This is a genomic window from Bacillus cereus group sp. MYBK227-1 (genome assembly GCF_051916325.1).
Classification (GTDB): domain Bacteria; phylum Bacillota; class Bacilli; order Bacillales; family Bacillaceae_G; genus Bacillus_A; species Bacillus_A cereus.
On the sequence record NZ_JBQAGK010000003.1, the window covers coordinates 195,987 to 217,845 of the forward strand.

A 21,859-nucleotide genomic window follows, 5' to 3' on the forward strand; every position below is an offset into this window, starting at 1 on the left:
TCAACATATTCTATAGAAATTTACGAGAGAAATAAAGAGGGAATGGGAATGAAAGTAAATTCTGAAAAATGTATCCGTTTTAATTTTTGTTTACATCATCTAGTAAAGATTGTAGCATTTGCTGCGTTTTTAATCCTTCTAATCCATCTACAACAGGCTTTGTATCGCCTTGTACACACTTAATAAAATGATGAACAGCATCTTCAAAACCACGTTGTTTTAACGTCGTATCCCATGATGGGGAACCACTTTGTGAAACTGAGTTTTCCTGTTCAATTTCAAATGTATTCATATTTTTTACGCGAATGATTTTCCCTGGCGTTACAAGTTCAATTTGTTCTAAATTTGTACCGGCATGGCGATGCATTGCAGTAGAAAGTAACAGTCCACTTGGAGTTGTATATGTATGATGTCCGTAAAGAAGTTCATTCTTTTCATTGATTTGCATCATATTGTGAACGGCGTTAAGGTCATCATTAGCTAACCAGCGAGCGGTATCTACAATGTGTAAATAATCATCTAACATAGTGAAGTCGTACGTATATGGCCCGACTTTATTTGTACGATGCTTTTCAATTCGAATCCATGAAATATCATTAGCCTGTTCTTTGGCAGCGACATACATAGGAACGAATCTGCGATTAAATCCGACCATTAATTTTCGGTTATACTTCTCGCTTAACTCGACTAGTTGCTCAGCTTGTTCCACTGTAGCTGCTAGCGGTTTATCAATATAAACGTCGATCCCTTTTTTTAGAAGTTCAGAAACGATTTCATAATGCGATGCAGTTGAACTATGAACGAAGATTGCATCGCATTCCGAAGCTAACATTTCAATAGAATGAAAGTCTTGAATTCGGTATTGCTGGCAAACTTGTTTTCTTTTCTCTGCGTTAGGTGTAAACGCCCCTACAAAATTCCAATCAGTTTCTTTTGTAAGTGTTGGAAGATAGGCCTTTTGCGCAATACTTCCAAGTCCAATCATCCCAATTTTAGGTTTGTTCATGTTTATTCCCACCCTATTAATATTAATGTAACGGCTTAAATGTAGCATAGGGTGGGGGAGGAAGGCAAAAATTAGCTTTTTACTTACGGCCTTCTAACAAAATCTTCTCTATCTCCTCAAAGTGATGAGCGCGAGCATGCTCTAGCGGGGTAACACCATCATTGTCTGGAATATTTACATCTGCACCGTGCTCAATAAGAAGGCGAATGACTTGTTGCTGTGTTTCGTTTCCGTTACTTAGTACGATGGCTTCCATTAAAGCTGTCCATCCCAGGTTATTTACATGATTTACATCAATATTTGTTCGAGTGAGGAGTTCTTTTATGACGTCAATATAGCCATGTTCTGAAGCTGGGATAAGAGCTGTTCCGCCGTAACGATTTGTAATCGTAGGATCTGCACCAGCATCAATTGTTAGTTTTAAAATGTCTAAGTAACCTTCCGCACCGGCGTATAGAAAGGGATTATTTTTCATGTCATCTTGAATATTTACGTCAGCACCGGCTTTGATAAGCGCCTTTGCGGTTTTTACATCATTTTTGTATGTAGCAATCATAAGCGGAGTGCGTCCTTGACTATCCGTCGCATTTATATTTGCGCCTTGTTTTAGTAAAGATATAACAGTATTCGTTTCATTTTTTTCAGTAGCTGCTAGTAGTGCAGTCTCCATGTTTGCCATCTCCTTTTTTACTTCTTGTTCTTGCGAGCATCCTTGTAAAAAAATTACGCAACATATCATACTGAATGTTTTTTTGAACATGGAATTTCAACCTCCTAATTTCAACTGTAAAATAGGAACATTAAATTTTTATAAACTGACGCTAAAATTACTATAAAATCGCTTGAGTAATTGAACATATATTTTTATGCTTATAAATAATAAGGTTTGATAAAGTGAGGATTTAAGATATGTCTATTAAAACAAGGTTTTTATTTTCTTATATTGCTGTTATCCTCGTTTCCATTACGCTTATATTAGTCGCGGGATTTTTAATCGTTTTTTCGATAACAGGTGACTTGGAAGCAGTGAAAAATTTCTATAAAAGTTCTTATATTCAAAAGCCGCTTACACCAGAAGAAGAGAATGCCTATCTTGAGTTGAAGTCAGCAGCTAAACAGCATCAATCTCAATTGTTAGATGAGTCGTTTGTCTCAGCAATAGAAAAAGAGGGTGTGAAAATAGTAGTAAGAAAAGGAGAAACACTTTCATATGCTTCAAACGTATTTGAAAGTGTATCTTTAAAAGAAGCCCTTCCGAAATTTGAATCAGCAAATATTAATAGTCGTGGTACAACGGAACTAGGCGATACATTTTATCGATATGTAAAGTTTGATTTTTATTTTCCTCAGGAAGAAGAGGGAAGTATATTTGTATTAAAAAAGCAAAGTTCATTTGTAGATCTTACACAAAAATTATTTCCAATCTTATTTGTATCTCTCTTACTACTAGCCATTTTACTCATTGGATTATTAAGTTACCTCGTTTCAAGAAGTGTAATAAAACCAATTTTTGTATTGAAAGGCGCAACGGAGAAAATTAAAGAAGGAAATTTAGATTTTCAAATACCAGTTACATCACACGATGAAATAGGGCAATTAAATCAAGGATTTGAGGAAATGAGGAAGAGATTAAAAGAATCGATAGAGATGCAAACACAGTATGAAGAAAATAGAAAAGAGCTTATTTCAAACATCTCTCATGACTTAAAAACACCGATTACATCAATTATCGGATATGTAGAAGGAATAAAGGACGGGGTAGCAAATACGCCAGAAAAAATGGATAAGTATTTAACAACTATCCATACGAAAGCAAGACATATGGATACACTTATTGATGAATTATTTTTATTCTCAAAGCTCGATTTGAATCGAGTTCCCTTTCAGTTTGAAACGGTTGAATTGAATACGTTTATGCAAGAGTTAATCGAAGAGATGCAAATGGATTTAAGTAAAGAAGGTATAGAAGTTAACTTACAATTACATGCATCACCACTATATGTAACGGCTGATTGCGAAAAAATCAATAGAGTTATATCAAATTTAATTCATAATAGTGTGAAATACATGGATAAAGAAGAGAAGAAAATTACTGTAATAGTATCGAGTGATAATAATAAAGTTATTGTGAAAGTGATGGACAACGGATCAGGTATAGAATCTGATACGCTACCTTATATCTTTGAACGTTTTTATCGTGCAGAACAATCGCGGAATTCTAGCACAGGTGGAAGTGGACTTGGTTTAGCAATAGCGAAGCAAATTGTTGAAGAACATGGCGGGGAAATTTGGGCGGAAAGCGAGCTTGGTAAAGGCACAAGCATTTTCTTCTCATTGGAAAAAGTAGAGGAATGTGGTGAGTAAATTGAAAAGAATTTTATTAATAGAAGATGAAGTAAGTATTGCAGAATTACAGCGAGATTATTTAGAAATTAATGATTTCCAAGTTGATGTAGAGCATTCAGGAGAAATAGGTTTACAAACAGCCTTGCAAGAAGACTATGATTTAATTATTTTAGATATTATGCTTCCGAAAATGAACGGATTCGAAATTTGTAAACAAATACGTGCTGTAAAAGATATTCCGATTCTACTTGTTTCAGCAAAAAAAGAAGATATAGATAAAATTCGCGGACTCGGATTAGGAGCGGATGATTATATAACGAAGCCGTTTAGCCCGAGTGAATTAGTCGCAAGAGTAAAAGCACATATTTCTCGTTATGAAAGATTATTAGGAAATGTAAGTAAGCAACGCGATACGTTATATATTCACGGAATTTCTATCGATCAACGAGCGAGGAAAGTTTTTATAAACAATGAAGAAGTGGCATTTACAACGAAGGAATTTGATTTATTAACATTCTTTGTCACACATCCAAACCAAGTATTAAATAAAGAACAGTTATTTGAACGCATTTGGGGATTAGATTCCGCTGGTGATTTAGCCACTGTTGTCGTCCACATTAGAAAGCTACGTGAAAAAATTGAAAGAGATCCTGCTCACCCGCAATATATTGAAACAGTATGGGGAGCTGGTTATCGTTTTAACGTGTAATATACCTGCCGAGTAATTGGCAGGTTTTTTGTATGTTATTCGAATGAAAAGGAAGAAATAGGTAATTTGTGTTAAAATGTAAAGAGAAACAAAACAGAGGAGAGCATAGGGAGCGAGCTATATGTTGGGGGATATATTAAAAGATAATAAATCAAATAAGACTTTAAAGATTGGAACTAATATCGTACTTATCTTATTGATTATTGGTGCAATACAAATGTTTTATGATGAAGATTCTACGAATGATCATTTCGGTTGGTTCTTTTTTGCGATCTTTTGGGTAATTAAAAGCATTTCTAGCTCTAAGGTAAGTTTAAAAGATAGAGATAAAAAGTCGGTATTACTTGATGTGGGTTTAGTGGTTATTTCTTTTGTTTTTTTAGTTGTTTTTAGTGTGAAATATTTCTTTTGAAAAAAGCTCATAGTCGTATAGAGGCTATGAGCTTTTTGTCAGTGTTTAGGTTTTCTTAATAATAACGGTACTGGCGTAACGATTTATAAAATGTTTGAGTAGTAGAAGTAAACTGAGCAGCTTCTTCTAAAAAAGGATAATGGTTGCTATTTTCGAATGGAATGAAGATAGAATTACGTATTCCATCATGTATCTCGATAGAATACTGAATCGGGCACTGTACATCATGTCTTCCACATGTAATGAGGGTCTTTGTTTGGATGAAAGGTAAATTCTCTCTTAAATCAAATGAAGGATATTCATTGGCGAAAGCATTCATCCGGCTAACGGACATTGTTTTATTAATTGGTTTACAAAAATAAGAGTTGTAGTTTTCTGGTTTATACAATGATAATTTTGTTCTCTCAGTAGATAGTTCTTTCCGTTCTTCACTTGTAAGGTGAGGGCTTTTTAAGTTTTCGATGAGTTTTTGCATATATTGAAACTGTGGATGTGCTGGGTAATAAATGCAAAATGGTGTTTCGGTATAGTTACTTGCTGCAGCTCCTGCTACGACTAATGATTGTAAGGAATGTGGATATGTAATTGCATATAAAAGTCCAAGCATACCACCTGTTGAATGGCCAGCGAAATGCCATGTTGGAAGTTGTAATGCTTCTCGTATGGCTTCCAAGTCGTGGATTGTTTCAATCATGCTTAATTCTTTTTCTGAATTGGCTTTTAACGAGTTACCAGCGTCTCGTAAATTAATGAGAAATACATGATGCGTAGCAGTAAAAACATCCGCAAAGTAATCACCAGTTTCATTAAATTGTGAATAGTGATGTGTAATACAAAGCGATTCGCCATCTCCTTTTGTAAAGAGTTCAAATGTACCACGTTTCGTGTGGATCATTTGTCGTTTCCACATAATATCACTACCTTTTCTCATAAAAGTTGGGCCAGGCTGTTATGAAATGAAAATATATCGGCGCATTTCGAAATATATCAGCGATTATTAAAATATATCGACTTACCGACAGAAACCGACAATAAATAAAAGGAGGCTATTCAAAAACGAGCCTCCTTTTCGTTTAGTACAAAGATTTTGTCATATTATTCCGAATAATTTCAAGGGATTTCGCTACAGTTAATGCGTTTTTTTCTTCAATTTCTGGTTTACGGGGGATAGGTTTATACATGTTGTCTGGATCTTCCCATGTGAGGGGAAGTTCTGTTTCTGCTTGTCCTTTCCAAGCTTCAATCCATTCTGGAGGGAGATAACCTGAGATGTTTTGGATGTTGTTCATTTCGAGCCAAATGAGTGCCCAAGCTCTTGGAACGACGCGCCAGTGATCATAGCCACCGCCACCGACAGCGATCCAGCGACCGTCGCAATATTCATTTGCAATTTCACGAGCGAGCTTCGGTATTTCACGGTAAATATTCATTGTCGCACAAAGATGTGTAAGTGGGTCATAATAATGTGCGTCAGCACCATTTTGCGTTAAAATAATATCCGGTTTAAAGTACGCTGCAACTTCTTTTACAACAGTTCGATATGATTTTAAGAACGATTCATCTTCTGTAAAAGCATCGAGTGGAACGTTAAAAGAATAACTATAGCCATTACCTTGTCCGCGTTCATTTACAGCGCCAGTTCCAGGAAATAAATAGCGACCAGTTTCATGTAATGAAATTGTGCATACGTTAGGGTCATCATAAAACGACCACTGTACGCCATCACCGTGATGAGCATCTGTATCAATATATAAGACGCGTAAACCGTATTTCTTTTGAATATATTTCATTGCGATAGAACTGTCGTTATAAATACAAAAGCCAGATGCTTTGCCGCGAAAGCCGTGATGTAAGCCGCCGCCCAAATTAAGTGCGTGTTTTACTTTTCCGGAAAGAACAGCATCGACAGCTGTTAACGTACCACCAACGAGCAATGCGCTTGCTTCGTGCATATTTGGGAACATCGGTGTATCTTCTGTTCCGAGTCCATATGTCATTGCAATTGATTTTTCTAACTTTCCTTCTCCAGCACGTTTTACCGCATTTATGTACTCCTCTGTATGAACGTAGGCGATTTCTTCATCTGTAGCCGTCCGTGGTGAGATGATTTGAGAGGGAGAGATGAAACCGCCCTTTTGTAATAAATCATACGTAAGTGTGACGCGCAGTTGGTTAAAAGGATGATCAGGGCTAAATGAATAGCCCCGGAAGTCATCCGAATAAATAAACGCGCTACTCATGCCTGCATCCCCATGATGTTTGGCCATAATACGCGGTAGCCTTCTGCTTCAAGTGCATCAATCACTTTTAGAGGATTCATCGTTTGAATGCGGAAAACGAGTACTTTATCATTCTCATCTTTTGCTGGGTAGACGAGAACACTCACGATATTTATTTGTAAATCACTAAAAATAGCAACGACTTTTCCAAGAATACCAGGTTCGTTTTTTACTTGAATTTCAATTTGCGAACTTGGTTGATGTGCTCCTGTTAATTTTACTAACGTGTGTAATACTGTAGATTCAGAAATGATTCCAACTAACTTCCCGGCCTTTGTAACAGGAAGACAGCCAATTTTATTTTCAAAAAATAAAGTAGCAATTTCCTCAACGAAATCGAGAGGATGGCAAGTCATAACAGGATGTTTCATAATAAGTTCGAGAGGTTGCTGTAGCATATCGAGTGAAACTTGTTCATCTAGAATAGATGGACTTGCATCTCTTACATCCCGATCAGAAATAATGCCTACGACGTGATTATTTTGATCGACAATTGGAATGTGCCGAATGCCTTTCGTGCGTATCGTTCGGATTGCTGTTTCGATTGTATCGTTTGGATGTAATGTAACTACATTTTGATTCATAATTTCTTCTACAATCATTCCAGTTGCCCCCTTTATTAATACATAAAACGATTGTGAAAACGTAGACGATCAAAAGCTTGAATAGAATCCGTATCAACGCGTTTACCGATGCGGACCATTAAACAGTTGGCAGGATGTGAACAAATTTCAGGATCGTCTGTAGCCATCCATTGTAACCCGCCGGCATTCATCATCTTCTCCATTACTTTTCGGTATTCCCACACATTCAAACCTGTTTGTTTCAAATCCCAGTGCCAATAATATTCAGTCGTCAATATAATGTAATCTTCCATATAATCGTCCATCATAGAAACCTCTAGTAAGTTCTTTCCGACAGAACTCCCGCGGAAGGCTGGGACTACTTCAATTGCCCCAAGCTCAATTAAGTTTTCCATTTTTCCTTCTGACCATCGTTCAAGTGGATCAGGATACAAGTATGTAACATATCCAACAATTGTTTGGTCATGTCTAGCAATAATGAGACGAGCTTCTGGTAATTTAGAAATTTCGACAATTGCTTTATATTGTTGCTCGGCAGGACGAAACGCAATTAAGTCTGGATGAAACTCATACATTTCTAAGTTATGTGTAGAGACAGGACCTTCAATAATTAAAGTGCCTTTCGCTGTTTTTAAGTTTCTAGCATTATATATTTTTTTATGAATCAATGTATTGCTCACCACCTTGAGGGTTTGTGAATCTATTAATATCGTACTTTATAATATATGCGATGTGAATCGAAATTTGTCATTAAAAATTTGTCTAAAAATCAACAAATATACTGAAAATTTTAAATAATGTCATTATAATAGATAATAGAATACATAGGAGGGGGATGTAAAGTATGAAAGTAGAAACGCTTCCTGTCATTAAAGGAGAAAATAATTTGCCGAATTATGATGAGGCATACGCGAATTTTAACTGGGAAGAGGTTAATAAAAACTTTACTTGGAATGAAACAGGCCGAGTAAATATGGCGTATGAGGCAATTGATAAGCATGCGAAATCCGATCGAAAGAATAAAGTAGCTCTTTATTATCAAGATGGATCGCGAAAAGAGAAATATACATTTAAGGAAATGAAGGATTTTTCTAATAAAGCAGGAAACGTCCTTAAGAATTATGGCGATGTAGAAAAAGGCGATCGCGTTTTTATTTTTATGCCACGTTCTCCAGAGTTATATTTCGCACTTTTAGGTGCAGTGAAATTAGGAGCAATTGTTGGACCGCTATTTGAAGCATTTATGGAAGGCGCAGTTCGCGATCGCTTAGAAGATAGCGAAGCAAAGGTGTTAATTACAACGCCTGAATTATTAGAGCGCGTACCATTAAATGATTTACCGGCTTTAAAAACAGTTTTCCTTGTTGGAGATAATGTAGAAGAAGGCGGTAAAACGGTAGCGTTCAATCCGTTATTTGAACAAGCTTCAAAAGAATTACATATTGAATGGTTAGGCCGTGAAGACGGTTTGATTCTACATTACACGTCTGGTTCTACTGGTAAGCCAAAAGGTGTGCTTCATGCGCAAAACGCAATGGTTCAGCACTATCAAACGGCGAAGTGGGTATTAGATTTAAAAGAAGACGATGTATATTGGTGTACTGCTGACCCGGGCTGGGTAACTGGAACAGCTTACGGTATTTTCGCACCGTGGTTAGTTGGAGCGTCAAATATTATTTTAGGTGGACGCTTTAGTCCAGAAGCTTGGTATGAAGCACTGCAAGATTACGGTGTGACGGTTTGGTACAGCGCACCAACAGCATTCCGTATGTTAATGGGAGCTGGACAAGACGCAATTAAAAAATATGACTTATCACAAGTTCGTCACGTATTAAGCGTTGGTGAGCCGTTAAATCCAGAAGTAATTCGCTGGGGTATGAATGCATTTGGACTTCGTATTCATGATACGTGGTGGATGACAGAAACAGGTGGACAAGTAATTTGTAACTACCCTTGTATGGAAATCCGTCCAGGTTCAATGGGTAAACCAATTCCAGGTGTGAAAGCAGCGATTGTTGATAATGAAGGAAATGAAGTGCCTCCTTACACAATGGGTAACTTAGCAATTGCGAAAGGTTGGCCATCTATGATGCGCGGGATCTGGAATAACCAGCAAAAATATGAATCTTATTTCATGCCGGGAGATTGGTACGTATCAGGTGACTCTGCCTATATGGATGAAGATGGATACTTCTGGTTCCAAGGACGTATCGACGATGTAATTATGACGTCAGGTGAGCGCGTTGGTCCGTTTGAAGTAGAAAGTAAATTAATCGAGCATGCTGCTGTTGCAGAAGCTGGTGTAATTGGTATTCCTGATCCGGTGCGCGGCGAAATTATTAAAGCATTTATCGCACTTCGAGCAGGATACGAACCATCTGATGAATTAAAAGAAGAAATTCGTCAATTTGTAAAGAAAGGCCTAGCAGCTCATGCAGCGCCACGACAAATTGAATTTAGAGATAAATTACCGAAAACGAGAAGTGGTAAAATTATGCGCCGCGTATTAAAAGCGTGGGAGCTGAATTTACCAACAGGTGACTTATCAACGATGGAAGATTAAGAGGGAAAGGTCTGAACGAAAAATGTTCAGGCCTTTCTTTTTTATGATATCATGAACTTGTATATATAAGTTAAAGGGGATAGTATGATGAAAACAGAAAAGGAAAAGATGATACTAGGAGAAATGTACATACCGGCTGATCCAGTTTTAGTACAAGAAAGAGAGCAAGCACGTATATTAACGAGAAAATTAAATGATACGCCAGAAGAGCAATTGAAAGAGCGTAGCGAAATCGTAAAAGAATTATTCGGAACGACAGGAGATAATATTCATCTTGAATCTTCTTTTAGATGTGATTACGGCTATAACATTCACGTTGGCGAAAATTTTTACGCGAACTTTGACTGTACGATTTTAGATGTATGCCCGGTAACAATCGGAGTGAACTGTATGTTAGCTCCAGGTGTTCACATTTATACAGCAACACATCCGCTTGATCCAGTAGAGCGCATAAGCGGATCAGAATACGGAAAACCAGTTACAATTGGCGATAACGTATGGATTGGCGGAAGATCAATTATTAATCCCGGTGTATCAATTGGAGACAATGCGGTGATCGCATCTGGTGCTGTCGTAACGAAAGATGTGCCTAATAATGTAGTAGTTGGCGGGAATCCTGCAAAGATTATAAAAAAACTAAAATAATATTTGAACGAAGTGCCTTCCTCGTCTGTATACATTTATGAAAGAATAGATGAGGGAGGCTTTTATATGTCTAATAAATTACTTCTTGCTTTTGCTTTACTTGGAATTATAGTCGTATTTTCTTGTGGTCTTTTCTTACCGATACCAATTGGATATAGAGTATCAATGCTTACAGCTGGAGTTATAATGAGTGTTCTGTTTTCAATCATTATTCCATTTGATAGAAAACATATAGTACGGAAAAATGGATATAAAATTGATTTTACAAAAACAAAAGTGTATTTTCGCTGGAATGTATTTGACACTATTTCTGTCTGCCTTGCGTTGTATGCATGCATATGTGTGCAAGCGTTAAATACTTTAGTTGCAATGGGATTTACGATTCAAAACCCATATGTGCAATTTTTTACAAATCAATCACAATTGTGGATTTTTATTGCGATTGCATATTTAATTTCCCGTATTTCATTAACGTTAAAAGGAATAAAGGAGATCAAAAATCATGGCGCAGATTGGGATTGAGGAGGAGCTCATGCTTGCGTATCAAAGTGGAGATAAACAAGCGGGAGAAAGACTATATGTTTTAATCAAACCAGCGCTATACACATTTTTATATCGATTGAACCGAGATGAACAATTAAGTATCGATCTTGTGCAAGATACGTTTTTGACGCTAGAGCGTAAGAAACATATGTATGAACTTGAAAAAGGTAAAATAAAAACGTATTTATTTCAAATTGGTTATCGTCTTATGATTAATAAATTAAATAGGAGAAAAAAGTGGCGTACGCTTTTGCCATTTTTAGTGCCGATTCCGGAAAAAGAATTTTCTCACGAAGATCGGCTCACAGTAAGAGAAGCAATTTTGAAAGTTCCAGAAGAGCAAAGAGCGGTCCTAATCCTTTCTTATTATCATGACATGCAGCAAAAAGAAATTGCAGAGATATTAAACATTCCGATTGGAACGGTGAAATCGAGACTTCATAACGGGATAAAGAAATTGAAACAATTGCTGGAGGTGGACGAAATTGAGCGAAAATCCCTTTAAGAGTGAATATAAGTTAAAGCAACATTTAGATAGTGATCATGTAGAAATACCAGACTTTCCAAAAACGGTAAGTCGATTCGATCGATTAATCGGGTTTCTTGGTTCCCCAACGAAAGATCCTGTGGAGGCGACCATTGGGAATGATTTATCGATTGTGTTTCATGTATCGTTATTAGTTGGGGTTCCAATTCTTTCTCTTATTACGATACTCTTTATGGTGTTGTAAAGGATTGACAAGAAGGGAAACCTGACCTCTATTTGACATGCCTATATAAATGATGGTATAAAGAAAAGTATATGAATAATTGAGCGTGGAAAGGGAGAAGTAGTGATCATTTCCCTGTTTTAGAGAGCTGATGGCCGGTGAAAATCAGCACATAGATGATCGCGAATTACGCCCCTAGAGCATCTTTTTTCGATTGAATTGTATTCAAAAGGGAAAAGACGGTGCTAAGCCGTTATGTAAATAAGGTGGTAGGCTTTTTTTTGCCTGCAACTAGGGTGGTAACGCGATAATCAAAATCGTCCCTTATTTGAAGGGGCGATTTTTTTATGTTTTCAACCTTCACGCCAGTAATGAACTTAAAGGAGAGTATGTAGGATATGGGTATTTTACAAGATCTTGAATTTCGCGGTCTAATTAATCAGCAAACAGATGCTGAGGGACTTGAGCAATTATTAGAAAAAGAAAGCGTTAAATTATACTGTGGTTTCGATCCGACAGCAGATAGCTTACACATTGGTCATATGTTACCAGTATTAATGTTACGTCGTTTCCAATTAGCTGGTCACCAACCAATTGCACTTGTTGGCGGTGGCACTGGTATGATCGGTGACCCAAGTGGTAAAAAAGCAGAGCGTACATTAAATACGAAAGATACAGTTGCTTACTACACAGAAAGCATTAAAAACCAACTTTCAAACTTCTTAGAGTTTGAAAACGTGGACAACCCAGCAACAATGGCTAACAACTATGATTGGCTTGGTAACTTAGATGTAATTTCATTCTTACGCGATATCGGTAAAAACTTCGGTTTAAACTATATGTTAGCAAAAGATACAGTAGCATCTCGTTTAGAAACTGGTATTTCATTCACTGAGTTCAGTTACATGATTTTACAATCATACGACTTCTTAAACTTATACCAACACCATAATTGTCGCCTACAAATCGGTGGTAGTGACCAATGGGGTAACATTACAGCGGGTCTTGAATTAATCCGTAAATCAGAAGAAGATGCGAAAGCATTCGGTTTAACAATTCCACTTGTTACTAAATCTGACGGTACGAAGTTTGGTAAAACAGAAGGTGGCGCAATTTGGTTAGACCCAGAGAAAACAACTCCTTACGAGTTCTACCAATTCTGGATTAACACAGATGACCGCGATGTTGTTAAATACTTAAAATACTTCACATTCTTATCTCATGAAGAAATTCTTGAGCTTGAAAAGCAAGTAGCTGAAGCGCCAGAAAAACGTGCAGCACAAAAAGCATTAGGTTCTGAAATGACAAAACTTGTTCACGGTGAAGAAGCATTAGAGCAAGCAATCAAAATTTCAGCTGCATTATTCAGCGGTTCTGTAGCAGAACTAACTGCAAGCGAAATCGAACAAGGATTCAAAGACGTACCATCTGTAGAACGTACTGCAGAAGATACAGTATTAATCGACTTACTTGTAGAAAGTAAAATCTCTCCATCAAAACGTCAAGCACGTGAAGATGTAACGAACGGCGCAATCTACGTAAACGGTGAGCGTATACAAGCGTTAGACTACGTTGTAACAGAAAACGACCGCATCGAGGGTAAATTCACAATCATTCGCCGCGGTAAAAAGAAATATTTCTTAATTCGTTACTAATTAGAAACGAATATAAACAAATAATACCCCGAATTATAGGCTGAAAAGTTTATGATTCGGGGTTTTTTATGTATGGATTTAAATCGCCGGATCTTTTTTTGAAAATAGAATATAAAGAATTAATATGAGCATATAAAGTAAACTAACTAGCATAACGATAAATGCTGTTGGATAAAATTTTGCTGCATATATAAAGAAATCGATTTGATAAATATCTTGGTAATTTGAAACGGTGCCTTTGAAGTAATTCGTAAACTTAGCGCTATATTTCCATTCATCAGGATTATCTATTAAATTACTCCCTTGATACCAACTCATCAGTGCTGAAGTAATAAATAGCATAAATGAACTTCCGAGTTGAACCATTTGGTTTATTGTCAAAAAGAATCCACCTCCTATTTAATGGTTATTATAGCGTGCATTCATAGGCCTGTAACCTTTTTGTTGTAATCTCCTTTTCGAGTTCATACGGAAATCACATGTAAGCGGTATGATAAATGTATAACAAATAGAAAGGAGTGGTAAAACAAAATGTCACTAGAAGCGCTCATTATTTTTTCTTTGCTAAATGCGGGTCAGCTTGCAGAGAATTCGAAGGTGGATGTACATAAAGAGCAGAAAGATGCTTATGTATATGTTCAAAAAGAGGAAAATAAATAATTTTATTTTATATATAAACGAAAAAAGCCAATCCACAGGATTGGCTTTTTGTCATTAACGAGAGTAGAACTCTACGATTAATGCTTCGTTGATTTCAGCTGGTAACTCAGCACGCTCAGCGTGACGAGTGTAAGTAGCTTCTAATTTGTCAGCATCGAAAGTTAAGTATTCTGGTACGAAGTTGTTAACTTCGATCGCTTCTTTAACAACAACAAGGCTGTTAGATTTTTCGCGAACGCTGATAGTTTGACCAGGTTTTACACGGTAAGATGGGATATCTACGCGAGCGCCATCAACCATGATGTGACCGTGGTTTACTAATTGGCGAGCTGCACGACGAGTGCGAGCTAAGCCCATACGGTAAACTAAGTTGTCAAGACGAGCTTCAAGAAGGATCATGAAGTTTTCGCCGTGCTTACCAGGCATTTTACCTGCTTGGTCAAATGTGCGACGGAATTGACGCTCAGTCATGCCGTACATGTGACGAAGTTTTTGTTTCTCTTGTAATTGTAAACCGTATTCTGAAAGTTTCTTACGTTGGTTAGGACCGTGAGGACCTGGTGCGTAAGGGCGTTTTTCTAATTCTTTTCCTGTGCCGCTTAGAGAGATTCCAAGACGACGAGACAGTTTCCAAGCTGGACCTGTATAACGAGCCATAGTTGACTCCTCCTTTAAAAATGTTTTTATTTACGTAAAATAAAAACAGACGTAATCGATATTTACGGGCATTTTGTTTTCATGTACCTTCGCTCCAGCAGCAGGGAGTTACGAGATACACCTCCGTAGAGGAACAAAATACAAACGATAAACTCACATTACAAGGCTGCCTTTTTATTTTACACAAACGCTATTATATCTTTTACCCAGAGTTTCGTCAAGCGAGTACGTTTTTGTTTTATGCATATAAATTTTGGAAATTAATATAAGAAGGAATTTAAAACAATATAGAAGAAGAGATAGAAACACAAATAAAACGCTTACATAAAATGAAGGAAAACGTTCATCAAATTTTTATGGATGAATATGCGGCAATAAAAACATAAGGGGGATGTTTTTATGAAAAAGAAGCATATGGAGACAGCGTTAATTCATTACGGTTATACACCTGAGGAACATAAAGGAAGTTTAACACCACCTTTATTTCAAACTTCTACATTTACATTTGAGACTGCGCAGCAAGGAGAGGCGAGTTTTGCGGGAGTGGATCCATCTTATATTTACTCACGGCTTGGAAATCCAACTGTGAAATTATTTGAAGAACGTATGGCGGTGTTAGAAGGAGGAGAAGAAGCACTTGCCTTCGGATCTGGTATGGCAGCTATTTCAGCAACGTTAATCGGTTTTCTAAAAGCTGGAGATCATATTATTTGTTCAAATGGATTATATGGATGCACGTACGGTTTTTTAGAAGTGTTAGAAGAAAAATTTATGATTACGCATTCGTTTTGTGATATGGAGACAGAGGTTGATATTGAAAATAAAATTCGCCCAAATACAAAGCTTATTTTCGTTGAAACACCGATTAATCCGACAATGAAATTAATTGATTTAAAACAAGTGATTCGGGTTGCAAAGCGAAATGGCTTACTTGTTATTGTTGATAATACATTTTGTTCACCTTATTTACAAAGACCGCTTGAGCTTGGCTGTGACGCTGTTGTGCATAGTGCGACAAAATATATTGGTGGTCACGGTGACGTTGTAGCAGGCGTAACAATTTGTAAAACGAAAGCATTAGCTGAAAAGATTCGCCCGATGCGAAAGGATATCGGCGGTATTATGGCACCGTTTGATGCGTGGTTATTATTACGCGGGTTAAAGACGTTAGCAGTAAGAATGGATCGTCATTGTGATAATGCAGAAAAAATTGTATCGTTCCTAAGAAAACATGATGCGGTAGAAGGTGTTTGGTATCCAGAAGGGGAGTTAGCATCTCGTCAAATGAAACGCGGGGGCGGTGTTATTTCTTTTTCAGTAAAAGGCGGAAAAGAAGAGACGCAAGCGTTTATTAATGATCTTCACTTTATTACAATTGCGGTGAGTTTAGGAGATACAGAAACGTTAATTCAGCATCCAGCAACGATGACGCACGCTGCGATTCCAGCTGAACTAAGAAAAGAAATGGGCATTTTCGATAATTTAATACGCTTATCAGTCGGTTTAGAATCGTGGGAGGATATCGTTTCTGATTTAGAGCAGGCATTAAAGAAAATATCTACTGTAAATCAATGAAAAAAGAGTGAGCTATCGGTTTTGTACAGGGCGTACTAAATCGATAACTCGCTCTTTTCTTTTTACATATGTTTTAGGAGTGTTTCCACAAACTTTTCTAAATAGCGCTGATCTACTTCATCAAAACGATTCTTTTCAGGACTATCAATGTCAAGTACACCAATGACAGCTCCTTCTTTCACAATCGGTACAACGATTTCTGAATTAGAAGCACTATCGCAAGCGATGTGACCTGGGAATTGGTGAACGTCTGCTACAAGCTGTGTTGTTTTCGTTTCAGCTGCTACGCCGCAAACGCCTCGTCCAAATGGAATGCGTACGCAAGCAGGCATTCCTTGGAACGGTCCAAGGACAAGCTGATTTCCTTCTGTTACGTAAAAGCCAACCCAATTAACGCGATCTAAAAATTGGTTTAATAATGCGGACGCATTTGATAAGTTTGCGACTACGTTTGATTCGCCAGTTAATAACGCATCCAGTTGTTTAATTACTGTCTCATATTGCTGCACGCGAGATCCTGCATAACTTTCTTTAGTAAACATGGAAACAGCTCCTTTTTTATCGAGATGTGTAAAATATTAGCAAAATACGATGTATTTCACATGACTTTGTCGATAGAAAATTAAAGGAATTTGTCTTAAAAGTCAAGAAATTTAAACTATAGCTGTTCAGTGAGGGGAAGTGAGCGCATGAAGCAGACGAAACAAAAAGTAATTGATGCGGCAATATCGTTGTTTAATACGAAAGGGTATGATGGAACATCGGTGCGAGACATTGCAAAGCGAGCGGATGTGAATGTAGCGAATATTTCATATTATTTTGCTGGGAAGCAAGGTTTATTAGAACAGCTTATTACTGATTTTTTAGAAGGATATATTCATGTGATTGAAATGTCGTTTGAACAGAGAGAGTATTTGTCGGCTAAAGATGTGATGGTGCAAATGGTGCGCGGGATTTTACGATATCAATTTGAAAATAGAGAACTAACACGTTTCTTCTACCGAGAGCTTTCGCTTGATACGACATTAATTCGTGAAGTGATGACCGTTTATTTTTCTAAAGAAAGATATTATATAGAACAAATGATTAGACAAGGACAAATGAAAAAAGAATTTCAGAAAGTATCATTTACAATGTTTATGACGCAATTAAAAGGTATGATAAATATGCCGTTTTTATATCCACAATATATATCAGAAGTACTGCATTCTTTCCCGTCTGAGACATTTTTCATAGAAATGTACACGAAAGAGATTGAGCAATGGATGGAACAAGCATTATGTAAGGCGAATATGTACCATGAATGGCCAAGAGCTGTTCATATGTGAAGAATCCCCACCTAACGAACTGAGGTGGGGATTTTTATGTTTACTTTTCTTTGCCATAAATTGTTACATAATAGCGCTATAATTGTTAATGCAGCTCCAGCGATTTCAATTTTATCGACTGTATAACCTCGAAAGATAGAACCGATCAGTGCAAGGATAGGAACTAAATTCATAAATAATATGCCGTTAATAGATGAAATATAGCGATTTCCCATATTCCAGCAAAATACAGCGATAACGCCTGCGATAATCGACATATAAAAGAGCTCAAAACGAACGCTCACAACTGTACGCAGTGACGGCATAGTAACTATATTTGTGTACGTTAAGAAAGTAACAATAACGATGAGTGAAATGGAGCCAAATAAACAAGTTAATGTCGTGTACCTAAGTGGTGACCAAGATTGAAAACGAGCACCCCCGTTTGTATAAATGACCCAGCAAGTAACGCCGCATAGCATCAATATGTTTGTTGATAAGTGGCTTGCAGCTCCAAATAATAAGTGAATATTTCCTTTTGAAATGACAAGCATAACACCAAGTAATGCAACGAACATACAAAGGAATGTATAGTTTTGTGGGCGGCGATTTTTCGTTATCCATTGCAGTGATAAGGCAATCAGTGGCATAAGGGATTGAATCATAGCTGCATGGATTGCTCCGGAAGGTCCGGCAAGTTGTTGTCCGTAGAAAACGAGAAAACCATACCCCGCGAAACCGACTGTCCCGTAAAAGAATAGAGAAAGTGTTCTTTTTTCTAAGCGGAGTGAAGTCTTTCCTTCAGTAATTAATAGCAAAATAAGAAAAATAATAGCTGCTGATCCATAGCGAATCGTTGTGAAGAAGAATGGATCGATAAATTGCAGAGCATTTGCCATTACAGGAAACATAAATCCCCAGGCAGTGACAGCGAGTAAGCATAGAAAGGATCCGAGTAGCATTTGTTTTTTGTTCAAGAGTATCTTTCCCCTTTACATTTCGTTATAGTAAGTTGATGAAATAAGTATAAAGAGTAATTGTTTATAGGAGGAAATATCGATTTCTTATAACGGTTATAACTTTTTGTTAGAGGTGTGTACGATGGATTTGGAGGCAGTACGATCGTTTATTGAAGTGAAGCATACGCGAAGTTTATCAAAGGCAAGTAAGATTTTACATATATCGCAACCAGCGCTTAGTAAACAAATTCAAAAGTTAGAAGCGGATTTAGAGGTTACGTTACTTAAGCGTTCTGCGCAAGGAGTAGAGTTAACGGAGGCAGGAGAGTTATTTATAAAAAGAATGTTACCGATTTTGGAGCAAATAAATGAAGTGAAAACAGAAATGAGGGGGTATCAAGAGAACCGGAAGTTTTCAATTGGTATACTACCGAGTTTAGCGGAGCATTACATATCAGAATGTAAAGATATATTAGGTGGTGAGTTCGAAGTGGAATGGCAAATCGGGCATACGGAAGTATTAAGAGATTTATTTAAAGCGCGGGAGATTGACGCGATGTTCATCGATTCAGTAGTAGAAGGTGCTACGTATATAAAAGAAGTGCAACAAGAGAAAATTGTTTGTGCCGTTTCAAATAATCATCCGTACAAAGAGAAGATAGTCATTCAAATAGAAGAGCTGCACAATGAAAAATTAATTGTATATCCAGAAATATGTGATGTAAGGAAAATGATTATGAACATGTTTCATGAAATAGGTGTAAAACCAACTATAGCTGTGGAAACATCTTACGCAGAACCGATGCTTGCAATGGTAAAAGCTGGCCTTGGTATCACGTTACTTCCAGAAAGGGCAGTAGAGCAGTCTGTAAGGCAAGGAAATGTACATGTAATTTCTGTTGAACCACCACTCATGCGGAAAATTTATTTCGTATCCCATACGAAAGATTGTTTGTTATTACAATCATTTGAGGATAGGGAGTGAGGTAGGCGGAATATTGAGAAAGATTACAATCACATTGAAAGAAACATGAAATTTTAAAAAAAACTAGGTCAAAAACAAACCATTACATGGTATGATTAGTACATTGTTAGTTGTTAAATATAGGGGAATTCCCTTTTTATACATAATGCCTTCCATTTCATAAACGGAACGGACAAAAAAAGAGATATAACTAGGAGGCTTTTTTGCATGGATTCTATCCTGACGATCGTTATCATTGTAGTAAGCTCTATTCTAGTGCTGCTCATGATAGAGCTTGTGATAAGAAATCGTTCATATAAAGATATTGAAGCACTGGAGCAGTGGAAACAAGAGATAAAAGATAAACCTGTGGCAGATGAACTAAAACGGGTAAAAGATTTAAACATGACGGGTCAAACAGAAGAACTGTTTGGTAAATGGCGTGAAGAATGGGATGAAATTGTATCAACAACCCTTCCGAAAGCTGACAAAGATTTAGCGCAAGCGCGAAAATTCGCCTCGCAATTCTCCTTCCGAAAAGCAAAGCATGCGATGAACGAATCCATAAGTGGTTTAGATGACGCTGATAATCGTATTACGGACATTTTAAATGAATTACAGCAATTGTTAGAAAGCCATGAGAAAAATAGCTCGGAAATTGAAGGGTTACGTGATACATATCGTAGTATGAAAAAGAGTGTTCTTGCTCATAGACATATGTATGGAGCAGCAGAGCAGAAAATCGAAGAGATGCTAGACGCTGAATCTGAGAAATTTAAAACCTTTGAAGAAGCAACAAACAATGGCGACTATTTAAAAGCGAGAGAAATTGTTATTAGTTTGGAAGAAGGTTTAGCAGATTTAGAAATCATTATTCACCAAATTCCAGATTTATTGGTAGAGTGTCAAGCGACGTTACCAGTTCAGCTGGAAGATTTATTACACGGACATAATGATATGGTAAGACAAGGTTATGTATTAGATTATTTGGAAGTCCCTAAAGAAGTTCGCGATATGACGAAACAACTACAAACATGTTTAATGGATATACAGGAGCTTCATATAACAGAAGCGGCTGAAAAAGTAGAAAATTTAAAAACACGTTTAGATGGCTTCTACGACCAATTGGAACAAGAAGTACATGCGAGACATTATGTGGAGCAAAAAACACTTTCTGTTTACGATGACTTAGAAGAAATGCGTATCGAAACGATTGAAACGAAAACAGAAACACAACTTGTGAAACAAAGCTATCAGTTACAAGATAAAGACATTGAGTCTCAAAAAGTAATTGAAAAGCAAATGCACATTTTAACGAAACGTTTTGAAATGCTACAATTACGCGTTGCAGAACAAGATATTGCCTTCTCTATTATTCGTGAGGAACTAGAAGAGGTTTATGAGCAATGTGAAACGTTAAAAGTACTTCATGCAGAATATAAAGAAATGCTGCAAGCGATGCGCAAAGAAGAATTTGAAGCACGTGAGAAGTTACAAGAAATGCGAAATACTATTTTCGAAACGAAACGCTTTATGCAAAAGTCGAATTTGCCAGGTCTTCCAGAGAGTATTATGGAAGATTTAAAAAGAGGGCAAATGGCAATGCAAGCTGTATATGAACAATTAGAAGTGAAGCCGTTAAATATGAACGCTGTAAATAGCAGTTTAGAAGAAGCATACACAACTGTGAACGGTGTGGCTGAAATGACAGAAGAGTTAATTGGACAAGCATATTTAGTGGAAAAATTAATTCAGTACGGTAACCGTTACCGTAGTCATGATGAAAACCTAGCAGAAAGTTTAAATTATGCTGAGAAATTATTCCGTGAATATCAATATGATGCAGCTTTAGAACAAGCGGCTTCAGTATTAGAGCAACTTGAACCTGGCGTTGTTCAAAAAATAGCTGAATATGTAGACAATGAACAAACCCTTTCATAAAAGGGTTTGTTTTTTTGTGTAATTTTGCAGACGATGTTGCTATAATGAATAGCGGAATACAGCAAGGTTATTCGTTTCAAAATAAAGTGAAACTGTAATCAGTAGGAGGATTCATCCCCATTGATTACTAGCCTTCACCAATCGGGCATTTACGGACAGCCCGACTCCTACCTAACTTCTTTGCTCTAACTGGATTTTGAGGTGAGAGTCTTATTGCCCGTTCATGCGGGATAAAGTGAAACTGTAATAGGAGGGCATCCTCGACAATTATTAGCCTTCACCAATCGAGATAAAACGGAACCTTTGCGTAGTCTTAGCGTAATGACACGTATTTATGATATGAT

Annotated in this window: 24 protein-coding genes and 1 other annotated feature; of the genes, 14 read left to right on the forward strand and 10 right to left on the reverse strand. The window is 37.0% G+C overall.

Annotated elements, in window-relative coordinates:
* Window positions 1-79 precede the first annotated feature (79 nt).
* Entirely contained in the window at window positions 80-1,006 is a 927-nt protein-coding gene (locus ACTFRM_RS14270) for a Gfo/Idh/MocA family protein (RefSeq protein ID WP_086403862.1), read from the reverse strand.
* Window positions 1,007-1,085: 79 nt separating this feature from the next.
* Window positions 1,086-1,766 carry an ankyrin repeat domain-containing protein gene (locus ACTFRM_RS14275; protein WP_000474105.1) on the reverse strand — a complete coding sequence of 227 codons (681 nt, stop codon included), beginning with the start codon at window positions 1,764-1,766 and terminating at the stop codon, window positions 1,086-1,088.
* Window positions 1,767-1,915: 149 nt separating this feature from the next.
* On the opposite strand from ACTFRM_RS14275, the gene ACTFRM_RS14280 reads away from it, so the two are divergent.
* The 3 genes from ACTFRM_RS14280 to ACTFRM_RS14290 all read left to right on the forward strand — a co-directional run bounded on the left by ACTFRM_RS14280 (window position 1,916) and on the right by ACTFRM_RS14290 (window position 4,473).
* Window positions 1,916-3,370, forward strand: coding sequence for a sensor histidine kinase (locus ACTFRM_RS14280; RefSeq protein ID WP_000023874.1), 1,455 nt, complete (start codon window positions 1,916-1,918; stop codon window positions 3,368-3,370).
* A 1-nt stretch (window position 3,371) separates the two neighbouring features.
* Complete coding sequence (locus ACTFRM_RS14285; RefSeq protein ID WP_002024886.1) at window positions 3,372-4,061, forward strand: response regulator transcription factor; 690 nt, start codon at window positions 3,372-3,374, stop codon at window positions 4,059-4,061.
* A 121-nt stretch (window positions 4,062-4,182) separates the two neighbouring features.
* Entirely contained in the window at window positions 4,183-4,473 is a 291-nt protein-coding gene (locus ACTFRM_RS14290) for a hypothetical protein (RefSeq protein WP_000900161.1), read from the forward strand.
* 55 nt (window positions 4,474-4,528) lie between these two features.
* Here ACTFRM_RS14290 and ACTFRM_RS14295 read toward each other — a convergent pair whose 3' ends face one another.
* From ACTFRM_RS14295 to acuA, 4 genes are all read right to left on the reverse strand, one after another.
* Window positions 4,529-5,404 carry an alpha/beta fold hydrolase gene (locus ACTFRM_RS14295; RefSeq protein WP_426866799.1) on the reverse strand — a complete coding sequence of 292 codons (876 nt, stop codon included), beginning with the start codon at window positions 5,402-5,404 and terminating at the stop codon, window positions 4,529-4,531.
* A gap of 142 nt (window positions 5,405-5,546) precedes the next feature.
* Window positions 5,547-6,713 carry an acetoin utilization protein AcuC gene (gene acuC / locus ACTFRM_RS14300; protein ID WP_000092832.1) on the reverse strand — a complete coding sequence of 389 codons (1,167 nt, stop codon included), beginning with the start codon at window positions 6,711-6,713 and terminating at the stop codon, window positions 5,547-5,549.
* A complete protein-coding gene (locus ACTFRM_RS14305; RefSeq protein WP_000634583.1) occupies window positions 6,710-7,354 on the reverse strand; it encodes an acetoin utilization AcuB family protein in 645 nt (214 codons plus the stop codon). The genes acuC and ACTFRM_RS14305 overlap by 4 nt, the downstream gene beginning before the upstream one ends.
* Before the next feature lie 17 nt (window positions 7,355-7,371).
* Window positions 7,372-8,004, reverse strand: coding sequence for an acetoin utilization protein acetyltransferase AcuA (gene acuA / locus ACTFRM_RS14310; protein ID WP_000581388.1), 633 nt, complete (start codon window positions 8,002-8,004; stop codon window positions 7,372-7,374).
* A gap of 176 nt (window positions 8,005-8,180) precedes the next feature.
* Between acuA and acsA the strand changes: the two genes are divergently transcribed.
* From acsA to tyrS, 6 genes are all read left to right on the forward strand, one after another.
* Window positions 8,181-9,899, forward strand: a complete 1,719-nt coding sequence (gene acsA, locus ACTFRM_RS14315; protein ID WP_440043423.1) for an acetate--CoA ligase — start codon at window positions 8,181-8,183, stop codon at window positions 9,897-9,899.
* A gap of 84 nt (window positions 9,900-9,983) precedes the next feature.
* Window positions 9,984-10,544, forward strand: a complete 561-nt coding sequence (locus tag ACTFRM_RS14320; RefSeq protein WP_002164418.1) for a maltose acetyltransferase domain-containing protein — start codon at window positions 9,984-9,986, stop codon at window positions 10,542-10,544.
* A gap of 66 nt (window positions 10,545-10,610) precedes the next feature.
* Window positions 10,611-11,066 (forward strand): hypothetical protein, encoded by a 456-nt coding sequence (locus tag ACTFRM_RS14325; protein ID WP_078186239.1) that lies wholly within the window; start codon window positions 10,611-10,613, stop codon window positions 11,064-11,066.
* Window positions 11,047-11,592: an RNA polymerase sigma factor gene (locus ACTFRM_RS14330; RefSeq protein WP_440043425.1), complete on the forward strand. Its 546-nt coding sequence runs from the start codon at window positions 11,047-11,049 to the stop codon at window positions 11,590-11,592. The genes ACTFRM_RS14325 and ACTFRM_RS14330 overlap by 20 nt, the downstream gene beginning before the upstream one ends.
* The gene (locus ACTFRM_RS14335) at window positions 11,573-11,818 is read left to right on the forward strand and encodes a hypothetical protein (RefSeq protein ID WP_001293787.1); all 246 of its coding nucleotides are present in this window, start codon (window positions 11,573-11,575) and stop codon (window positions 11,816-11,818) included. The genes ACTFRM_RS14330 and ACTFRM_RS14335 overlap by 20 nt, the downstream gene beginning before the upstream one ends.
* A gap of 77 nt (window positions 11,819-11,895) precedes the next feature.
* Window positions 11,896-12,125 (forward strand) — a binding site (T-box leader).
* Window positions 12,126-12,195: 70 nt separating this feature from the next.
* The gene (gene tyrS, locus ACTFRM_RS14340) at window positions 12,196-13,452 is read left to right on the forward strand and encodes a tyrosine--tRNA ligase (RefSeq protein ID WP_000512080.1); all 1,257 of its coding nucleotides are present in this window, start codon (window positions 12,196-12,198) and stop codon (window positions 13,450-13,452) included.
* A 78-nt stretch (window positions 13,453-13,530) separates the two neighbouring features.
* On the opposite strand, the gene ACTFRM_RS14345 is transcribed toward tyrS, so the two are convergent.
* Window positions 13,531-13,818, reverse strand: coding sequence for a YjdJ family protein (locus tag ACTFRM_RS14345; RefSeq protein WP_002198228.1), 288 nt, complete (start codon window positions 13,816-13,818; stop codon window positions 13,531-13,533).
* A gap of 165 nt (window positions 13,819-13,983) precedes the next feature.
* On the opposite strand from ACTFRM_RS14345, the gene ACTFRM_RS14350 reads away from it, so the two are divergent.
* Window positions 13,984-14,112, forward strand: coding sequence for a hypothetical protein (locus ACTFRM_RS14350; RefSeq protein ID WP_000050944.1), 129 nt, complete (start codon window positions 13,984-13,986; stop codon window positions 14,110-14,112).
* 54 nt (window positions 14,113-14,166) lie between these two features.
* On the opposite strand, the gene rpsD is transcribed toward ACTFRM_RS14350, so the two are convergent.
* Window positions 14,167-14,769, reverse strand: coding sequence for a 30S ribosomal protein S4 (gene rpsD, locus ACTFRM_RS14355; protein ID WP_000135315.1), 603 nt, complete (start codon window positions 14,767-14,769; stop codon window positions 14,167-14,169).
* A gap of 399 nt (window positions 14,770-15,168) precedes the next feature.
* On the opposite strand from rpsD, the gene megL reads away from it, so the two are divergent.
* Complete coding sequence (gene megL / locus ACTFRM_RS14360; RefSeq protein ID WP_000726616.1) at window positions 15,169-16,344, forward strand: methionine gamma-lyase; 1,176 nt, start codon at window positions 15,169-15,171, stop codon at window positions 16,342-16,344.
* Between the two features lie 62 nt (window positions 16,345-16,406).
* Here the strand turns inward: megL and ACTFRM_RS14365 are convergent, their stop codons facing one another.
* On the reverse strand, window positions 16,407-16,886 hold the full coding sequence (locus ACTFRM_RS14365) for a GAF domain-containing protein (protein WP_000494340.1): 480 nt from the start codon (window positions 16,884-16,886) through the stop codon (window positions 16,407-16,409).
* A gap of 147 nt (window positions 16,887-17,033) precedes the next feature.
* Here ACTFRM_RS14365 and refZ point away from each other — a divergent pair, with 147 nt between their 5' ends.
* On the forward strand, window positions 17,034-17,672 hold the full coding sequence (gene refZ, locus ACTFRM_RS14370) for a forespore capture DNA-binding protein RefZ (RefSeq protein ID WP_000814918.1): 639 nt from the start codon (window positions 17,034-17,036) through the stop codon (window positions 17,670-17,672).
* Window positions 17,673-17,683: 11 nt separating this feature from the next.
* Here the strand turns inward: refZ and ACTFRM_RS14375 are convergent, their stop codons facing one another.
* Complete coding sequence (locus ACTFRM_RS14375) at window positions 17,684-18,628, reverse strand: DMT family transporter (protein WP_001036052.1); 945 nt, start codon at window positions 18,626-18,628, stop codon at window positions 17,684-17,686.
* A 124-nt stretch (window positions 18,629-18,752) separates the two neighbouring features.
* On the opposite strand from ACTFRM_RS14375, the gene ACTFRM_RS14380 reads away from it, so the two are divergent.
* Window positions 18,753-19,595: a LysR family transcriptional regulator gene (locus tag ACTFRM_RS14380; RefSeq protein ID WP_410979737.1), complete on the forward strand. Its 843-nt coding sequence runs from the start codon at window positions 18,753-18,755 to the stop codon at window positions 19,593-19,595.
* 207 nt (window positions 19,596-19,802) lie between these two features.
* Window positions 19,803-21,515 (forward strand): septation ring formation regulator EzrA, encoded by a 1,713-nt coding sequence (ezrA, locus tag ACTFRM_RS14385; RefSeq protein ID WP_000377303.1) that lies wholly within the window; start codon window positions 19,803-19,805, stop codon window positions 21,513-21,515.
* Window positions 21,516-21,859 lie beyond the last annotated feature (344 nt).

Excerpts from the sequence above, each read along its gene's own strand:
- ACTFRM_RS14270 (WP_086403862.1), bottom strand. The coding sequence starts at position 1,006 with ATGAACAAACCTAAAATTGGGATGATTGGACTTGGAAGTATTGCGCAA.
- ACTFRM_RS14275 (WP_000474105.1), bottom strand. The coding sequence starts at position 1,766 with ATGTTCAAAAAAACATTCAGTATGATATGTTGCGTAATTTTTTTACAA.
- ACTFRM_RS14280 (WP_000023874.1), top strand. The coding sequence starts at position 1,916 with ATGTCTATTAAAACAAGGTTTTTATTTTCTTATATTGCTGTTATCCTC.
- ACTFRM_RS14290 (WP_000900161.1), top strand. The coding sequence starts at position 4,183 with ATGTTGGGGGATATATTAAAAGATAATAAATCAAATAAGACTTTAAAG.
- ACTFRM_RS14295 (WP_426866799.1), bottom strand. The coding sequence starts at position 5,404 with ATGAGAAAAGGTAGTGATATTATGTGGAAACGACAAATGATCCACACG.
- acuC (WP_000092832.1), bottom strand. The coding sequence starts at position 6,713 with ATGAGTAGCGCGTTTATTTATTCGGATGACTTCCGGGGCTATTCATTT.
- ACTFRM_RS14305 (WP_000634583.1), bottom strand. The coding sequence starts at position 7,354 with ATGATTGTAGAAGAAATTATGAATCAAAATGTAGTTACATTACATCCA.
- acsA (WP_440043423.1), top strand. The coding sequence starts at position 8,181 with ATGAAAGTAGAAACGCTTCCTGTCATTAAAGGAGAAAATAATTTGCCG.
- ACTFRM_RS14320 (WP_002164418.1), top strand. The coding sequence starts at position 9,984 with ATGATGAAAACAGAAAAGGAAAAGATGATACTAGGAGAAATGTACATA.
- ACTFRM_RS14325 (WP_078186239.1), top strand. The coding sequence starts at position 10,611 with ATGTCTAATAAATTACTTCTTGCTTTTGCTTTACTTGGAATTATAGTC.
- ACTFRM_RS14330 (WP_440043425.1), top strand. The coding sequence starts at position 11,047 with ATGGCGCAGATTGGGATTGAGGAGGAGCTCATGCTTGCGTATCAAAGT.
- tyrS (WP_000512080.1), top strand. The coding sequence starts at position 12,196 with ATGGGTATTTTACAAGATCTTGAATTTCGCGGTCTAATTAATCAGCAA.
- ACTFRM_RS14345 (WP_002198228.1), bottom strand. The coding sequence starts at position 13,818 with ATGGTTCAACTCGGAAGTTCATTTATGCTATTTATTACTTCAGCACTG.
- ACTFRM_RS14350 (WP_000050944.1), top strand. The coding sequence starts at position 13,984 with ATGTCACTAGAAGCGCTCATTATTTTTTCTTTGCTAAATGCGGGTCAG.
- rpsD (WP_000135315.1), bottom strand. The coding sequence starts at position 14,769 with ATGGCTCGTTATACAGGTCCAGCTTGGAAACTGTCTCGTCGTCTTGGA.
- megL (WP_000726616.1), top strand. The coding sequence starts at position 15,169 with ATGAAAAAGAAGCATATGGAGACAGCGTTAATTCATTACGGTTATACA.
- ACTFRM_RS14365 (WP_000494340.1), bottom strand. The coding sequence starts at position 16,886 with ATGTTTACTAAAGAAAGTTATGCAGGATCTCGCGTGCAGCAATATGAG.
- refZ (WP_000814918.1), top strand. The coding sequence starts at position 17,034 with ATGAAGCAGACGAAACAAAAAGTAATTGATGCGGCAATATCGTTGTTT.
- ACTFRM_RS14380 (WP_410979737.1), top strand. The coding sequence starts at position 18,753 with ATGGATTTGGAGGCAGTACGATCGTTTATTGAAGTGAAGCATACGCGA.
- ezrA (WP_000377303.1), top strand. The coding sequence starts at position 19,803 with ATGGATTCTATCCTGACGATCGTTATCATTGTAGTAAGCTCTATTCTA.